14 protein-coding genes are annotated in these 14604 nt (G+C 69.9%); 5 read left to right on the top strand and 9 right to left on the bottom strand.

Annotation, left to right across the window (positions count from 1 at the left end; all coding sequences use genetic code 11):
- Window positions 1-30: 30 nt before the first annotated feature.
- Window positions 31-1419, bottom strand: a complete 1389-nt coding sequence (locus ABEA46_RS00860; RefSeq protein WP_345542420.1) for an ATP-dependent DNA helicase — start codon at window positions 1417-1419, stop codon at window positions 31-33.
- Between the two features lie 237 nt (window positions 1420-1656).
- Here ABEA46_RS00860 and ABEA46_RS00855 point away from each other — a divergent pair, with 237 nt between their 5' ends.
- Window positions 1657-2715, top strand: coding sequence for a hypothetical protein (locus tag ABEA46_RS00855; RefSeq protein WP_345542739.1), 1059 nt, complete (start codon window positions 1657-1659; stop codon window positions 2713-2715).
- Window positions 2716-2742: 27 nt separating this feature from the next.
- Here the strand turns inward: ABEA46_RS00855 and ABEA46_RS00850 are convergent, their stop codons facing one another.
- Both ABEA46_RS00850 and ABEA46_RS00845 read right to left on the bottom strand, forming a co-directional pair.
- Window positions 2743-4782, bottom strand: a complete 2040-nt coding sequence (locus tag ABEA46_RS00850) for a bifunctional copper resistance protein CopD/cytochrome c oxidase assembly protein (RefSeq protein WP_345542419.1) — start codon at window positions 4780-4782, stop codon at window positions 2743-2745.
- A 251-nt stretch (window positions 4783-5033) separates the two neighbouring features.
- Window positions 5034-5321 (bottom strand): HU family DNA-binding protein, encoded by a 288-nt coding sequence (locus ABEA46_RS00845; protein WP_345542418.1) that lies wholly within the window; start codon window positions 5319-5321, stop codon window positions 5034-5036.
- 300 nt (window positions 5322-5621) lie between these two features.
- Between ABEA46_RS00845 and ABEA46_RS00840 the strand changes: the two genes are divergently transcribed.
- Window positions 5622-7565: a right-handed parallel beta-helix repeat-containing protein gene (locus ABEA46_RS00840; RefSeq protein WP_345542417.1), complete on the top strand. Its 1944-nt coding sequence runs from the start codon at window positions 5622-5624 to the stop codon at window positions 7563-7565.
- A gap of 89 nt (window positions 7566-7654) precedes the next feature.
- Here the strand turns inward: ABEA46_RS00840 and ABEA46_RS00835 are convergent, their stop codons facing one another.
- Entirely contained in the window at window positions 7655-8242 is a 588-nt protein-coding gene (locus ABEA46_RS00835) for a TetR/AcrR family transcriptional regulator (protein ID WP_345542416.1), read from the bottom strand.
- 144 nt (window positions 8243-8386) lie between these two features.
- Between ABEA46_RS00835 and ABEA46_RS00830 the strand changes: the two genes are divergently transcribed.
- Window positions 8387-9223: an alpha/beta hydrolase gene (locus tag ABEA46_RS00830; RefSeq protein WP_345542415.1), complete on the top strand. Its 837-nt coding sequence runs from the start codon at window positions 8387-8389 to the stop codon at window positions 9221-9223.
- An 89-nt stretch (window positions 9224-9312) separates the two neighbouring features.
- Here the strand turns inward: ABEA46_RS00830 and ABEA46_RS00825 are convergent, their stop codons facing one another.
- Both ABEA46_RS00825 and ABEA46_RS00820 read right to left on the bottom strand, forming a co-directional pair.
- Entirely contained in the window at window positions 9313-10386 is a 1074-nt protein-coding gene (locus tag ABEA46_RS00825) for an alpha/beta hydrolase (RefSeq protein WP_345542414.1), read from the bottom strand.
- A gap of 38 nt (window positions 10387-10424) precedes the next feature.
- Window positions 10425-10763, bottom strand: coding sequence for a DUF1048 domain-containing protein (locus ABEA46_RS00820; protein ID WP_345542413.1), 339 nt, complete (start codon window positions 10761-10763; stop codon window positions 10425-10427).
- Between the two features lie 105 nt (window positions 10764-10868).
- Between ABEA46_RS00820 and ABEA46_RS00815 the strand changes: the two genes are divergently transcribed.
- The gene (locus ABEA46_RS00815) at window positions 10869-11453 is read left to right on the top strand and encodes a TetR/AcrR family transcriptional regulator (RefSeq protein WP_345542412.1); all 585 of its coding nucleotides are present in this window, start codon (window positions 10869-10871) and stop codon (window positions 11451-11453) included.
- Window positions 11454-11523: 70 nt separating this feature from the next.
- Here ABEA46_RS00815 and rpsN read toward each other — a convergent pair whose 3' ends face one another.
- Genes rpsN through rpmB form a run of 3 tightly spaced genes read right to left on the bottom strand, consistent with a single transcriptional unit; the run spans window position 11524 to window position 12239 of the window.
- On the bottom strand, window positions 11524-11829 hold the full coding sequence (gene rpsN / locus ABEA46_RS00810) for a 30S ribosomal protein S14 (protein WP_191173342.1): 306 nt from the start codon (window positions 11827-11829) through the stop codon (window positions 11524-11526).
- A 3-nt stretch (window positions 11830-11832) separates the two neighbouring features.
- Window positions 11833-12003 (bottom strand): 50S ribosomal protein L33, encoded by a 171-nt coding sequence (rpmG, locus tag ABEA46_RS00805; protein WP_018173550.1) that lies wholly within the window; start codon window positions 12001-12003, stop codon window positions 11833-11835.
- The gene (gene rpmB, locus ABEA46_RS00800; RefSeq protein ID WP_013584774.1) at window positions 12003-12239 is read right to left on the bottom strand and encodes a 50S ribosomal protein L28; all 237 of its coding nucleotides are present in this window, start codon (window positions 12237-12239) and stop codon (window positions 12003-12005) included. Before rpmB ends, rpmG begins: the two co-directional genes overlap by 1 nt.
- A gap of 284 nt (window positions 12240-12523) precedes the next feature.
- Between rpmB and ABEA46_RS00795 the strand changes: the two genes are divergently transcribed.
- On the top strand, window positions 12524-14464 hold the full coding sequence (locus ABEA46_RS00795) for an ABC1 kinase family protein (protein ID WP_345542411.1): 1941 nt from the start codon (window positions 12524-12526) through the stop codon (window positions 14462-14464).
- Window positions 14465-14604 lie beyond the last annotated feature (140 nt).

Here is a 14604-nt window from a genome sequence, read left to right as displayed (position 1 = left end):
CGTTTCGTCTTCGCTCCTTCGTCGCTCCGCTCAACGACCGGGAACCGCGGGCCCGCGCACCGCGTCGCGCATGAAGCGCTGGACGTCGGCATCCACCTGGATGTCGCGCGGCCGCAGCGGGCGCGACAGGTACAGCCCGTCGAGCGAGGTCAGCCGCGACAGTGCGACGTAGGTCTGCCCCGGCGCGAAGGCTCCCGAGCCGAGGTCGATGATCGCCCGGTCGTACGTCTTGCCCTGCGACTTGTGGATCGTGACCGCCCAGGCCAGCCGCAGCGGGAACTGCGTGAACTCGGCGACGATGTCGCGCGTGAGCGTCTTGGAGCCGGGGTTGTACGAGTAGCGGTACTTCTCCCACACCGACGGCTCGACGTCGAACTCGTCGCCCTCGACGTCTACGCGCACCGACTCGCCCGCGATGCGCGTCACGGTGCCGATCGTGCCGTTGACCCATCGCGGCGGCTCGCCGAACGACCCGGTGTCGTTGCGCAGGAACATCACCTGGGCCCCGACCTTCAGCTTGAGCTCGAGGTCGGCCGGGTAGGCGGCATCCCCTCGCCCGAAATCCCCGTTGACCTCGGCCGTGGCGGTCTGCTCACGGCCGATCAGCTCATTCAGGTGCCGGCGGTTGATGTTGTTGACGATGTCGTTGCGGGTGGCCAGCGTGATGATCGGATGCTCGCCGTCGGACGGATCCGGCGGCCGCCGCGCCCCGGTGTCGTTGAGCACCTGCGCGATGTCGGCGGTCACGCGCCCGTACCGGACGGCGTTGAGCATGGCCTTGAACGCCGGATCGTTCTGCCGGTGGATGTCGATGAGCTCGCGGATGTTCAGCTCGGTGCCGTACGTGCCGACGTCGAGGATGCCGTCGGTCGCCGCCTCGCCGACCCACACCTTGGCATCGAAGAACCAGAACGAGCGGTAGTGGTCCTGCACGTAGCGCAGCTCGTCGCCGCGGGGCGGCACCGGCGCCAGCTGGTACGGATCGCCGAACATGACGATCTGCGTGCCGCCGAACGGCTCGGAACGCCGCCCGCGGGCCTGCCGCAGCGCGCGGTCGATGGCGTCCATGAGGTCGGCGTTGACCATCGAGATCTCGTCGATCACCAGGGTGTCGATGGCGTTCAGCAGCTTGCGCGTCGCGTCGGACTGCGGCTCGTCGTGCCCGCCGATGATGCCGAGCGGCAGCTTGAACAGCGAGTGGATCGTCTGCCCCTCGACGTTCAGCGCGGCCACCCCCGTCGGCGCGCACACCGCGATCTGCTTGTTGGTGTGCCACGCCAGGTGCTGCAGCAGCGTCGACTTGCCGGTGCCGGCGCGACCGGTGACGAACACGTGCTCGCGGGTGTCTTCGATGAGCCGGAACAGGGCCTCCTGCTCGGCGGACAGCGCGATGCCGGCCGAAGAAGGAGTTGTGCTCACCGATTCATGCTAACGACCGGATGCCGCCACCCGCCCTGTCCCGATGGGCCGATGTGGACGGCATCCATTCTTTCCACAGGCGTCCATGGTTCATACAGTGGCCTCCCGGCCTGGGGTTTCTAGACTGGTCGGGTGGATCGGGCGGCAGTGGACGCGGCATCCGGTGGTGCGAGCGCCCCGGCCGCCGACGCGACCCTCGACAGCGCGGTCCCCGGGACGGGCACGGCGTCGCAGGTCGTGCAGCCGCCGCTCAAGCCCCGACGGCGCCGCAGCCTCGCGCTCGACCTGACGATCCTGGGCGCCGTGGGCGCGGTGCTCGTCGCGGCCGTCTTCGCCGCCTGGGGCGTGATCGAGCGCGAGTACTACAGTCCGTCCGCCTTCGTCGAGCGCTATGTCGGCCTGCTCGAGGACGGCCGTGCGGCCGAGGCGCTCGCGATGCCGGGCGTGGCGGTGACCTCCACCGAGCTCGAAGCCGCAGGCCTGCCGCCGACGGCCTCCGACGCGCTGCTGCGCAGCAGCGCGCTGTCGACGCTCGACGACGTGACGGTGACCTCCGAGCAGGTCGACGGCGACGTCACGCACGTCACCGTCGCCTACACCGCGCGCGGCTACGACGGCACCACGACGTTCGACGTGGAGCGCGACGGCTCGGTCGGGCTCGCCCCGACGTGGCGGTTCGCGAAGAGCCCCCTGGCCGTCATGAACCTCGCGGTGACCGGGTCGATGAGCGTCGACGTCAACGGCTTCCGCATCGACAAGCGCCAGGTGTCGCCGGATGGGGTGGATGCCGACCCCCTCGCCCCCGTGGCGCTGCTGGTGTTCTCGCCCGGCCTGTACTCGGTGTCGGTCGACACGGCGATCTCGGCGACGCCGGGTGTCGCGGTGCTGTCGGACAGCCCGTTCCACGCCATCCCCGTGAAGGTGCAGGCGCAGCCGACCGACGAGTTCGTCGAGGTCGTGCAGCAGAAGGTCGAGGAGTTCCTCACCCAGTGCGCGACGCAGCAGGTGCTGCAGCCCACCGCCTGCCCGTTCGGCTACTTCGTGCAGGATCGCATCGACGACCTGCCGACGTGGTCGATCGTGTCGCAGCCGACGGTCGCGGTCGAGCCCGACGGGGCCGGCTGGGCGATCAAGCCCGCCGAGGCCGTCGCCCACATCGACGTCGACATCCGGTCGATCTTCGACGGCCGCGTCCGCCCGCTGAGCGAGGACGTGCCCTTCATCGTGCGAGGCACGATCACCGTGCAGCCCGACGGGTCGGCATCGATCGTCGTGTCGGGTCCCGACACCCAGTAGCCGCGTCCCGCTGCGGGACTGCTCGGGTCAGCCGCCGGTGCGGGCGTCGCGCTCGGCCAGCGCGGCCAGGCGGGCGTTGTACTCCTCGAGCTCCGCGTCACCGGTGCGGTCGGCGTGACGGTCGCGGCGCTTGGTCTCGCGGTCGTCGCTGCGGCTCCACTGGATCGCCACCGTGATGGCCACGATGAGCGTCGGGATCTCGCCGATCGACCACGCCACCCCGCCGCCGGTGTACTGATCCTCCATAGGCGTCGCGCCCCAGGTGCGGCCCATCGAGCCGAACCACTCGGCGACCATGAGGCCCTCCTGCATCATGATCGCGATGCCGAAGAACGCGTGCATCGCCATGACGCCGATGAGCAGCAGCAGCCGGCCCGGGTAGGGCAGGCGGTACGGCACCGGGTCGATGCCGATGAGCGACATCACGAACAGGTACCCCGTGATGAGGAAGTGCGCGATCATCCACTCGTGGCCCAGGTGGTCGTACAGCGACCACCGGAACAGGTCGGTGAAGTAGAACACCCACAGCGAGCCGATGAAGATCCCCGCCGCGACGAACGGATTGGTGAGGATGCGGGCGACCGGCGAGTGCACGGCCCACAGGAGCCACTCCCGCCCGCCGCGCGTGCCGTCGTCGCGCTTGTGGATGGCGCGAGCGGCGAGCGTGATCGGCGCACCGGGAACCAGCAGCAGCGGGATCGCCATGGTCAGCAGCATGTGCCCGACCATGTGCATGCTGAACAGGTAGTCCTGGTAGACGTTGATGACGCCGCCGGTCACCCACACCAGCAGCAGCCAGCCCAGCACCCACAGGATCGTGCGGTAGATCGGCCAGGCGTCGCCGCGGCGGTGCAGGCGCCACACGCCCACGAGATAGAAGAAGATCGCGAAGCCCGCCACGACCGCCCACAGCAGGTCGATGTTCCACGCCGTGATCCACTTGTCGATCGTCAGCTCGGGCGGCAGCGGCGCGTCGGTCAGGCGCTCGGCGGGCGTCGGGGTCGCCGGGATGAGCGGCGCCACCGGCGGGGGCGTGCGTGCGAGCGCCGTCGCGGCGCCGCTCGCGATGCCCATGAGCACGATCTCGAAGGCGATGAGCGACCAGAACGAGCGGGTGGCGGCATCTGGGCCCACGCGGCCAGAGGCTCCGCTCGACGCGCCAGCGGCGAGTGGAGAGGCCGTGGGGACGGTCCGCATCCTGCCGATCAGCCGCGTGCGGTACCAGGCGCCGAAGAGACCGAGCGCGATCAGCGCCACGACCTTGACCGCGAGGATCGCGCCGTACGGCGAGATCAGCGCCGACCACGTCTGCAGCCCGATCGCCGCGCGCACGACGCCCGACACCGCGACGACGGCGAAGGCCGCGATCGCGATGCTGGAGTACCGGCCCACCGTGTCGGCGCTGCGCTCGCGCGACTGCAGCGGTCGTACGATCACGATGAGCAGGAGTCCGCCCAGCCACACCGCGGCGCCGATCATGTGCAGGATCAGGGCCGTCATGGCCTCGTGGTGGAACGCCTCTTCGCCGGAGTGCCCCTGCGTGCCCATCGGGACGAGGGATGCCGCGGCCAGCAGCGCGACGAAGAACGTGGCCGTCCACAACCGGACGGCGAAGGTCAGCACGGTCAGCGCGGCGCCGGCGATCGTGGTGATGAGCCACGTGCGCCCCGGCTCGGTCTCGACGATGTAGCGGCCGAGCTGCGCGCCGAACTCGGGCCCGAGGCTGACGACCGGGTTGAACGCGTCGATGAAGGTCAGGATGCCGGTTGCCGCGGACGCGAGTGTGAAGACCGCCGCCGAGATGGAGGCCACGTCCAGCGCGACGTCGAACTCGCGCTCGCCCGCGCGCAGTGTGAATAGCGCGGTCACCAGGACACCGACCATGCCGGCGGCCGACAGATTGACCAGCAGCGTCACGGTCGGCAGCATCCAGCGCACGAACGGACCGGGATCGGCGATCGCGAGCGGTGCCGCACCGCCGCCGAACGCGAGTGCCCACACCATCGCCGCGAGCGCGGTCACGACGAGGAGCGCGGGCCCGACGGCCCGCAGCGCGCGGGGATTCACCCCACAAGCCTACGTTGCCGTCCCTGACAGCCCGGTCGTCGAGCGGAGCGACGAAGGAGCGAAGACGAAACGCGATGAGGGGCTCTCGAGGAGCCGGCTCCCGCAGACGTCGCCGGATCGGCTGGGTCCGATGGGCATCTTGCGGCGTTCGTCTCACTTCGCTCGCTCAACGAGCGGTGGGGTACGCGCCCCGACAGCGAGAGAGGGGATGCCGCGGGTCGCGGCATCCCCTCTGGAGGTCTGCGTCGGAATTACTTGACGGCAGCCTTGAGCTTCGAGCCCGCGGTGACCTTGACGCGCTTGCCCGCGGGGATCTTGATCTCTTCGCCGGTCTGCGGGTTGCGGCCCGTGCGAGCCGACGTGGCGACCTGCTCGAACGCGATCCAGCCCGGGATCGAGACCTTGCTGCCGGCCGCGACGGCCTCGGACACAGCCGAGAAGAGGGAGTCGAGCACGCCCGAGACGGCGGACTGGCTCTGGCCGGTCGCGCTCGCGATGCTCGCGACGAGCTCGGTCTTGGTGATGGTCTTGTCGGCCATGTGGTTGTCCTCCAAAGACGACGACTGCCGTCCTGTCATTGCTCGGTCCGGACGGCTGGCGCCCCCCGGCTGGTCGGATCGACCGGGACCGAATGTACCCGACACGGCCGACAGTTCCGCGTATTTCTGCGGATTTCTGCCGTTTACGACCGCGTGTCCTGTGATCAGAGTGACGAAAGTGGCGAATGAGCCCGCCCGAGACCATGGACATCCCTCGAGTCCCGTCGATAGATTATCGATTACTCACCATCGATTGGAGCAAGGATGCTTCCTATTCAACCGTCCCCACGGCGGAAGATCATGGCAGGAACGGCCCTCGGAATCGGGGTCGCACTCACCGTCGCAGGCGCTGCGGCGGCCGCACCGACGGAGGGGCCGCACACGTTCTACGTGTCGGCGACCGCCGGCGGAGGAGGGGACGGCACGTCACTGCGCTCTGCGTTCCGCACCATCCAGCAGTGCGCCGACATCATGGTCGCCGGCGACACGTGCGAGATCGGCGCGGGCACCTACCGCGAGACGGTCACGGCCACGGCCTCCGGCACCGAGGACCGTCCGATCACGTACCGCGCAGCTCCCGGCGCGGACGTGGTCGTCAACGGCACCGAGCGGTTGACCGGCTTCACGCCGGTGCTGCCGAAGGACCTCGCGGCGATCACCGCGGCCGACCCGTATGCGGCGGACTCGCTGTTCAGCACGGCCGTGCAGCAGCGCAAGATCTACAGCGTGGCGGTCGACCTCGGCGCGAAGGGCGGCGAGGAGCAGGTGTTCCTCGACGGCACGATGTCGATCGAGGCGTCGTACCCGTACCCCGGCACGGATCTGCTCGACCCCGTCATCCGCCGCGCGCAAGCGGGTTCCGCCGACGCGAAGATCGTCGACCCGCAGATGACCCGCCCCGCCGGCTACTGGGACGGCGCCCGCGCGCTCACCTCGTACTGGTACATCACCAGCACCGGCGCGGTGGCGACCTCGGACGTCGGCTCGATCACCCTGCAGACCGCGCCGGTGTGCTCGCACAAGGTCGTCCCGACCGACACGTGGTACCGCCTGTCGGGCAAGATCGGCGAGCTCGGCTACCCGGGTGCACACTTCTACGACCCGGCCACGAAGCGCCTCTACCTCTACAGCGACGACAACCCCAACCGCCACTTCATCGAGGCGAAGAAGCGGCAGCTGGCGTTCGATCTGAGCTCGGCCTCCGGCATCCACCTCGAAGGTCTCGGGCTGTTCGCGTCGGCGGTGCAGACCGGCACGTCGAGCACGGGCGTCGTGCTCGACGGCATCGATGCGAAGTACCTGAGCCACTACTGGGACGTGACGCGCGGCGCCACCAACTGCGGTGAGAACGTGACCCGCGGCGTCGGCGACACCGGCATCGTCCTGAACGGCACCGGCAACACCGTCAAGAACAGCACCATCCAGTACAGCGCCGGCAACGGCATCGCACTGCGCGGCTACGGCAACACGGCGATCGACAACGTCATCACCGACGTCGACTACGCGGGCACGTACGCAGCCCCCGTCGCGGTGCAGGGCCACAGCCAGACCGTCATGTACAACACGATGGCCCGCGTCGGCCGCAGCGGCGTGAACCTGCAGTGGAACGGCGTCGAGGGCACCGTCCCCGGCCCCGACCGCATCGCGTACAACGACATCTCGGGCTACGCGAGCCTCAGCGTCGACACCGCAGCGATCTACACGTGCTGCTCGTCGCGCATGGAGGGCACGCAGATCGACCACAACGTGCTGCACGATCCCAACGCGCGCAAGGGCGGCGTGTACCCGTTCGGCATGTCGGGCATCTACGCCGACAACGGCCAGAGCGACCTGCGCATCCACAACAACGTCGGCTGGGGCAACCCCGAGGGCACCGTCGAGCTCAACGGCCTCGGCTCGGGCAGCCACGACAACCTCGTCTACAACAACACCGGCGGCATGACGCTGTTCTACGTCAAGGGTCCGGACCAGTCGACGGGCAGCGTGGTGATGAACAACATCGGTCCGATCAAGGGGCTGACCGGCGCCACGGACGGCGGCCTCACGCTGTCGAACAACCTGATGGACGGCGACCCGCTGTTCGTCGACGCGGCGAATCACGACTACCGTCTGCAGGCAGGCTCGCCGGCGCGCGGCGTCGCGACCCCGCTGCCGGGATACAACGACGGCTCCACCGATGCGGTGCCGAGTCTGGGGGCGTTCCAGTACGGCGCACCCGCCTGGACGGCCGGCGCCCGTCGCTGATCGTCGGGGAGGGTGGATGCCGGGCGCCCGGCATCCACCCTTCTCACGCGCAAGGGCCGGGACCCATGAGGTCCCGGCCCTTCCGCGCGTCAGGCGCGGTGGGCGGCGATGAGGTCGCGGGCGGTGCGGGCGAAGGCGGGGCCGACGCGGTCCTGGCCGTCGAGATACCCGCCGACGAGCGCGGCGTCGCGCAGCAGGACGAGGGATGCCGCCACCCCGTCGGGATCGCGCAGCCGGGCCCCCTCGGCCAGCTGCCGCAGGGTCTCGCGGAACCACTCGCGGTGGTCGGCGATGAGGTCGCGCACCGGACCTTGGTCGGGGTACTCGGCGGCGGCGTTGATGAACGGGCAGCCGCGCGTGTGGCGGTCGCGGATGTCGCGCTCGATGCCCTCGACGACGAGGTCCAGCAGGACTGCGGGGTCGTCCGAGGCCTGGGCCGCCTGCGCGAAGAGGCCGCGCAGGCCCCGGTCCTCGCCCTCGAGGTAGGCGAGGACGAGCCCCTCCTTGCCGGCGAACTGCTTGTACATCGTGGCCCGGGTGACACCGGCCTCCTCGATGATGCGGTCGACGCCCACCGAGTGGATGCCCTCGTTGTAGAAGAGCTCGGTCGCGGCGCCCAGCAGCCGCTCGCGGGCCGAACCGGGGCGTGTGGCCGGGGCATCCGTCGTCATCGTCATGAGCCTTTCCTCCTCTCCATCGTGCCATGTGGGAATACTCTTGCGTAGATAGAACGTTCGGTCTACTATCAGGATACATCAGCCGAACCCCACCGGATCCGGAGCCCTGACACCCACGAGCACCACCCACTCAAGGAGAGCGACATGAACACCTCGGCCAAGACCCCGATCGTCCTGATCCACGGACTGTGGATGACCCCCAAGAGCTGGGACACGTGGGCCGAGCGCTTCCGCGCCGCCGGTCACGACGTCATCGTCCCCGGCTGGCCGGGCATCGACGACCGCTCCGTCGAAGACATCCGGAGCAACCCCGAGGCGCTCAAGGGAGTGGGGCTGAAGCAGATCGCCGACAACTACGAGCGCATCATCCGCGCTCTCCCCGAGAAGCCCATCATCATCGGCCACTCGTTCGGCGGAGTGATCACGCAGATGCTCGCCGACCGCGGGCTCGGCGTCGCGTACGTCGGCGTCGCGCCGGGCCAGACCGCCGGCGTGACCGCGCTGCCGCTGTCGACCCTGTGGACGGGCACCCCGATCCTCTCGAACCCCTTCGGCCGCAACGGCGCCAAGCCCCTGAGCAAGCGCCACTTCCACTTCACCTTCGGCAACGACCTGCCCCGCGCCGCCTCCGACGAGCTGTGGGAGCAGTACGCGGTGAATTCGTACAACCGGGTCTTCTTCGAGGGCGTCACGTCGGTCCTCAACGAGAAGAACGGCGTCACCCACGTCGACTACGCCCGCGCCGACCGTGCGCCGTTCCTCGTCATCACGGGCGAGATCGACCACGTCGTGCCGCCGGCGATCGGCAAGGCCATCGTGAAGAAGTACACGTCCACCGGCAGCCCGGCGATCGTCGAGTACAAGGAGTACGCGGGCCGCACCCACCGCCTCGTCAGCCAGGACGGCTGGGAGGAGATCGCGGACTACGCCCTCACCTGGGCGACCGAGCACCAGGTGCGCGAGCCCGAGACCGCACGGTAAGGCGGACTGCGTCACTCGGAGGCTGGGACTGTTCTCAGATGCCTCGGGCAGAGGCATCCGAGAACAGTCTCTGCCGGTTCGGACGGGGATCAGGCGTGCAGGCGGCGCAGGGCGGTCACGACGTCCTCGTGCCAGCGGCGTGCGGCGGGGAGCGCGCCCGTGAAGATCGCGGTGTCGTGGGTGACTCCCTGATACCGCACGACGCTCGCGTCGACCCCGGCGGTGCGCAGCGCCGCGCCGTACGCGTCGCCGTCGCCGCGCAGCGGGTCATACTCGGCCGTGAGGATCACCGCCGGCGGCAGTCCCTCGTGCGAGGCCGCCCGCAGCGGCGAGGCGTACGGTGCGCGCGCGTCGCGCGAGCGCGGCAGATAGGTGCGGGCGACGGAGCGCAGCTCGCGCAGCGCGATGATGCTCGGGATGCCGAGGGCCCGGGTCGCCCGCAGGTCGAGGCGTGCACCGGTGAGGTCGGTGACCGGCACCTCCAGCACCTGCAGCAGCACGGCATGCGCTGCGCGGTCGCGGTTGACGAGAGTGAGCGCGGCGGCGATGTTGGCGCCCGCGGACATGCCGGCCACGCCGAGGCGGCCGGGGTCGAGGCCCAGGTCGGCCGCTTCGGTCACGAGCCAGTCGAGGGCGGCGTAGGCCTGCTCGACCGCGACCGGGAACCGGTGCTCAGGGGCGAGCGCGTAGTCGACGGCGACGATCGCCACATCCGCGTCGACCGCACGGCGGCGGTACGCGGCATCCGTCGTCGGATAGTCGATGCCGCCCAGCCGGAACGCGCCGCCGAAGAACGCGAGCACGGCCGGCGTCGGGGCTTCGGCGGCGGGCGGGCGGTAGATCCGGACGCGGAACGGGGGCAGGCCCTCGGGGGACAGCCGATGCTCGGTCGTCGGCACATCGGGGCCGGGAGTCCCGGCGGTGCGCAGCTCGGTGCGATCCCACGCGAGCGCCTGGCGGCGGTGCTTCGCCCGCGCCCGGGCGTGCGGGCCGAGCTTGGCGGCGGCCGTCGGCTTCTGGGGAACTCCGCCCGCGGGAACCTCGGCGTCCCGCGCGAACGGCCACAGCTCCCGCAGACGCGTGCGGGCGCCCGCCAGCGCCTGGCCGATCAGGTACTCGCGGTGCACCCGCAGGCGCTCGGAGAAGAACGGGTCCAGCAGCATGCGACCATCTTCGCGCGCGAGGCGGGCTCACGGCATGGTCACGCCGTCACGGCATCGATCGCCCGCACGAGATCGGCACGCGCGTCGCGGTTGCCGGGCGCGTCCGCGTGGTTGGCGAGCAGCGCCTCGGCGATCTCGGCGGGATCGCTCCCGACGACGGCACGCAGCGGGCTGCCGGCGGTCGCCGCCTCGGCGAAGAGCGCGGCCAGGTCATCGAGCACCTCGGCCCCGGTGTCGGGGGTGACCTCCGGCAGGCGCCGGGCGAGGTAGGACGCGAAGGCATCGAACGCGAGACGGAAGTCGACGGGCATCCACTCGACGTCCGCGTGCGCATCGCGCAGGTCGGTCAGGGTGCTCATCGGGATCTGGAGGGTCATCGGGGGTCTCCTTGCGGTACAGAACGACACGCTACGTGTCGTGTCATGAAGCTAGCACCACGATTCCGCCAAGGCAACACGCTACGTGTCGTGTAGCCTGAGCGCATGGCCGGAGCACCCGATCCGCAGCGCCGCAGCGAGCGCGCGCGCGTCGCGATCCTCGACGCCGCGCTGTCGCTCTGCCGCGAGACGGGGTTCTCCGCACTGACGATCGAGGGCATCGCCGAGCGCGCCGGCGTCAGCAAGAAGACGATCTACCGCTGGTGGCCGTCCAAGGGCACCGTGCTGCTCGACGCGGTCACCGAACTCGCCGGGCGGACGGCGCTGTTCCCCGACACGGGCGACTTCGAGCGCGATATGAACACCCAGGTGAACATCGTCGTGGGGCTGTACAGCCCGCAGGACACGTCGCCCGTCGCCGCGCTCGTGGCCGAGGGGCAGCTGGACGCCGCACTGGCCGCCAGCATCCGCGAGCAGGTGATCGCCCCCAGCATCGCCGGATTCGAGGAGCGGATGCGGTCGGCGCAGCGGGTCGGCGAGCTCCCCGGCAGCGCCGATCCGGCGGTCGCGCTCGACCTCTTCTACGGTCCCCTCTACCACCGGCTCGCGCTGCGGCTCGGCCTGCCCGACGAAGAAGAGATCCGGGTGCGGATCGCCCACGTCATGGCGGCGCTGCGCGCGACGGCCTGAGGGCGCCTCGCCCGGGTATGCGAAAGGCCCGGAGTTCAGAGAACTCCGGGCCTTTCGCGAAAGCGGGTGCTTACCAGCTCGACTTGGTCACGCCGGGCAGCTCGCCACGGTGCGCCATGTCACGGAAGCGGACACGCGAGATGCCGAACTTCGTGAGGACACCGCGGGGACGGCCGTCGATGACGTCGCGCGAACGCAGGCGGACCGGCGACGCGTTGCGGGGCAGCTTCTGCAGGCCGACGCGAGCGGCTTCGCGCTCTTCGTCGGTCGAGTTCGGCGAAACGAGCGCCTTCTTCAGCTCAAGGCGCTTGGCGGCGTAGCGGTCGACGACCTCCTGGCGCTGCTTGTTGCGCGCGATCTTGCTCTTCTTAGCCATGGATCAACGCTCCTCTCGGAAATCGACGTGCTTGCGGATGACCGGGTCGTACTTCTTGAGCACGATGCGGTCGGGGTTGTTGCGGCGGTTCTTGCGCGTCACGTAGGTGTACCCCGTGCCCGCGGTCGAACGCAGCTTGATGATCGGACGGACGTCCTGTGCCTTCTTGGCCATTAGAGCTTCACACCCTTCGCCTGGAGGTCACGCACGACCGCCTCGATGCCGCGAGCGTCGATGACCTTGATGCCCTTGGCCGAGACGTTGAGCTTGATGTTGCGACCCAGCGACGGAACGAAGTAGGTCTTCTTCTGCACGTTCGGGTCGAAGCGGCGCTTCGTCCGGCGGTGCGAGTGCGAGATGTTGTGACCGAAGCCGGGAACTGCTCCAGTCACCTGGCACACTGCTGCCATAGTGATGTCTCCTTAGTACCGTGGAGCCGGACGGCCCCACCCAAGATCCCTTGTCTGCACCCCGCGTCGGACCCGGCCGATGAAGGCCAGGATCTGCTGTGGGATGCGAACTGCGTGCTGGAGTGCGCGCAGACAAAGATTCAGTCTAGCACGCACGGCGCGTCGGCCTTGACGGAGCTCCGCCCGCCGGGCCACGCATCCATCGATCGGGGGATGCGCTCCGGCGGCCGATCTGGTGTGCTGTGCCCGTGGGCCTTGCGCAGATCATCGGCAGCATCCTGATCATGGCCGTCGCCACCGTGCTGGCGATGCTCGTGATCGGGGCGTTCGCCCGCGGCGTCCTCGGCGTGCGCGTCGGCACCGTGCGCATCATCATCGCGGGTGTGCTGGCGCTCGGCGCCGAAGTCGGATTCGAGTCGCGGGAGGTCTGGCCCGAGAGCGACTACAACCCCGCGCTGCTGCTCGTGCAGGTGGGGATCATCCTCCTCGTCGCCACCGCCTTCCTCGTTGCCGCCGAGCTCCTCGTGCCCCAGGGCACGGTGCCGCGTCCGAGCCATGTCGTGCGAGAGACGCGCAGCACCATGGCGCGCGCACGCCGATACTCCGAACTGGTGCGGATCGCGACGCGGAACAAGCTCGTGCCGTTCAAGCTCAACACCGCGCAGACGAGCGCAGGCGTCGCCGAGCGCACCCGGCAGGCGCTCGCGCTCCGGGACGCGCTGGAAGACGCAGGCGGCGCGTTCGTCAAGCTGGGTCAGCTGCTCTCGACGCGCACCGACATGCTGCCTCCGGAGTTCACCGAGACGCTGCGGGGACTCCAGCAGACGGTGCCGGCCGCCCCGTGGGGCGAGGTGTCGGAGGTGCTGGACACCGAGCTGGGGCGCCCCTCGGGCACGGTGTTCTCGGACATCGCGCACGTTCCGGTCGCAGCCGCGTCGATCGGGCAGGTGCACGTGGCGACCCTCGACACCGGCGAGCGCGTCGCCGTGAAGGTGCAGCGGCCCGGCATCGTGCCGCAGGTGGAGCGGGACGTCGACATCACCCGCCGCATCGCGACCCGCCTGGCCGAGTCGACGTCGTGGGCGCGGCGCGTGGGCGTGGAGGACCTCGCCCGCAGTCTGACCGACAACCTGCTGGACGAGCTGGACTACCGCATCGAGGCATCCAACCTCGCCGCGCTCGCCTCGACGCTTGCCCGGCACCCGGCGGAGAGCCGACTGCGCGTCCCCGAGCTGCACGCCACCCTCAGCACGAAGCGGGTGCTGGTGATGGAGTTCCTCGACGGCCGCACGCTCAGCGATGCGACGTCGCTCGAGCCCCTGTCGGACGAAGACCGCTCGGAGCTCGCCGGCCGCCTGCTGCGCTCGATCCTGACGCAGATCATGGACGACGGCGTGTTCCACTCCGATCTGCACCCCGGCAACATCCTGGTCCTGCCGGACGGCTCGCTCGCGCTCCTCGACTTCGGCTCGGTCGGGCGGATCGACTCCCAGGTGCGCGGGCAGATCACCGACCTGCTGCTCGCCTTCGCCCACGGCGACTCCGTCGCCTTCGCGGATGCGCTCATCGCTTTCGTCGAGCTGCCCGACGACGTCGATGAATACGCCCTGCGGCGTCAGATCGGCGACTTCGTATCGCGGCGGCTCGGCCCCGGGACGACGCTGGACGCGTCCGCGTTCACCGAGGTGATGGAGGTGCTCAGCGGCAATGGGCTGACGGCACCGCCGCAGCTGACGGTGGCCTTCCGGGCGATCGCCACGGTCGAGGGGACGCTGCGCGTCCTGAGCCCGGACTTCGATCTCGTCGCGGAGGCCTCGGCGTACGCGCAGGAGCGCATCGAAGCGGCACAGCGACCGGCCTCCCTCGCCCGCACGGCCGCCGACGAGCTCGCGGGCCTGCTGCCCTTGCTGCGCCGGCTCCCTCAGCGCGTGGACCGCATCTCGGGTGCGCTCGCGTCGGGGCGGCTGAGCGTGAACGTGCGGATGCTCGCCGATCACCGCGATCGCGCGCTGCTGCGCGAGTTCTTCAACCTCGCAGCGATCACCTTCCTCGCCGGGGTCTTCGGGGTCATGGCCGCGATGCTGCTGACCAGCACCGGCGGCCCCGAGATCACCGACACCCTGAGCCTGTACCAGCTGTTCGGGTACTTGCTCGTCGTGACGTCCGGCGTCCTCACGCTGCGTGTGCTGTTCGACGTCTTCCGCCGACGCCGTCGGCGCGGCTGAGCAGCGCGGCCAGCGGGTTCCCGCGGCATCGGGCGACGTATTCCGCAGCCGGAATCCATCCTGACAAGAGGTCCAAAACCACCCCGGCCGGGATGACGCGATCGTTGCGGCAACGTACAAATTCCCTCCCGGACGGTGCC

It is taken from the genome of Microbacterium jejuense (assembly GCF_039544225.1).
GTDB classification, from domain to species: domain Bacteria; phylum Actinomycetota; class Actinomycetes; order Actinomycetales; family Microbacteriaceae; genus Microbacterium; species Microbacterium jejuense.
Note: the sequence above shows the minus strand (reverse complement) of the source record. Positions and strands in the feature narration are given on the sequence as shown.

What these genes read in the sequence shown, in the direction of transcription:
- ABEA46_RS00825 (WP_345542414.1), bottom strand. Translation starts at nt 10,386, where the DNA reads ATGCTGCTGGACCCGTTCTTCTCCGAGCGCCTGCGGGTGCACCGCGAG.
- rpsN (WP_191173342.1), bottom strand. Translation starts at nt 11,829, where the DNA reads ATGGCTAAGAAGAGCAAGATCGCGCGCAACAAGCAGCGCCAGGAGGTC.
- ABEA46_RS00815 (WP_345542412.1), top strand. Translation starts at nt 10,869, where the DNA reads ATGGCCGGAGCACCCGATCCGCAGCGCCGCAGCGAGCGCGCGCGCGTC.
- ABEA46_RS00795 (WP_345542411.1), top strand. Translation starts at nt 12,524, where the DNA reads ATGGCCGTCGCCACCGTGCTGGCGATGCTCGTGATCGGGGCGTTCGCC.
- ABEA46_RS00840 (WP_345542417.1), top strand. Translation starts at nt 5,622, where the DNA reads ATGGCAGGAACGGCCCTCGGAATCGGGGTCGCACTCACCGTCGCAGGC.
- ABEA46_RS00845 (WP_345542418.1), bottom strand. Translation starts at nt 5,321, where the DNA reads ATGGCCGACAAGACCATCACCAAGACCGAGCTCGTCGCGAGCATCGCG.
- rpmB (WP_013584774.1), bottom strand. Translation starts at nt 12,239, where the DNA reads ATGGCAGCAGTGTGCCAGGTGACTGGAGCAGTTCCCGGCTTCGGTCAC.
- ABEA46_RS00820 (WP_345542413.1), bottom strand. Translation starts at nt 10,763, where the DNA reads ATGACCCTCCAGATCCCGATGAGCACCCTGACCGACCTGCGCGATGCG.
- rpmG (WP_018173550.1), bottom strand. Translation starts at nt 12,003, where the DNA reads ATGGCCAAGAAGGCACAGGACGTCCGTCCGATCATCAAGCTGCGTTCG.
- ABEA46_RS00830 (WP_345542415.1), top strand. Translation starts at nt 8,387, where the DNA reads ATGAACACCTCGGCCAAGACCCCGATCGTCCTGATCCACGGACTGTGG.
- ABEA46_RS00835 (WP_345542416.1), bottom strand. Translation starts at nt 8,242, where the DNA reads ATGACGATGACGACGGATGCCCCGGCCACACGCCCCGGTTCGGCCCGC.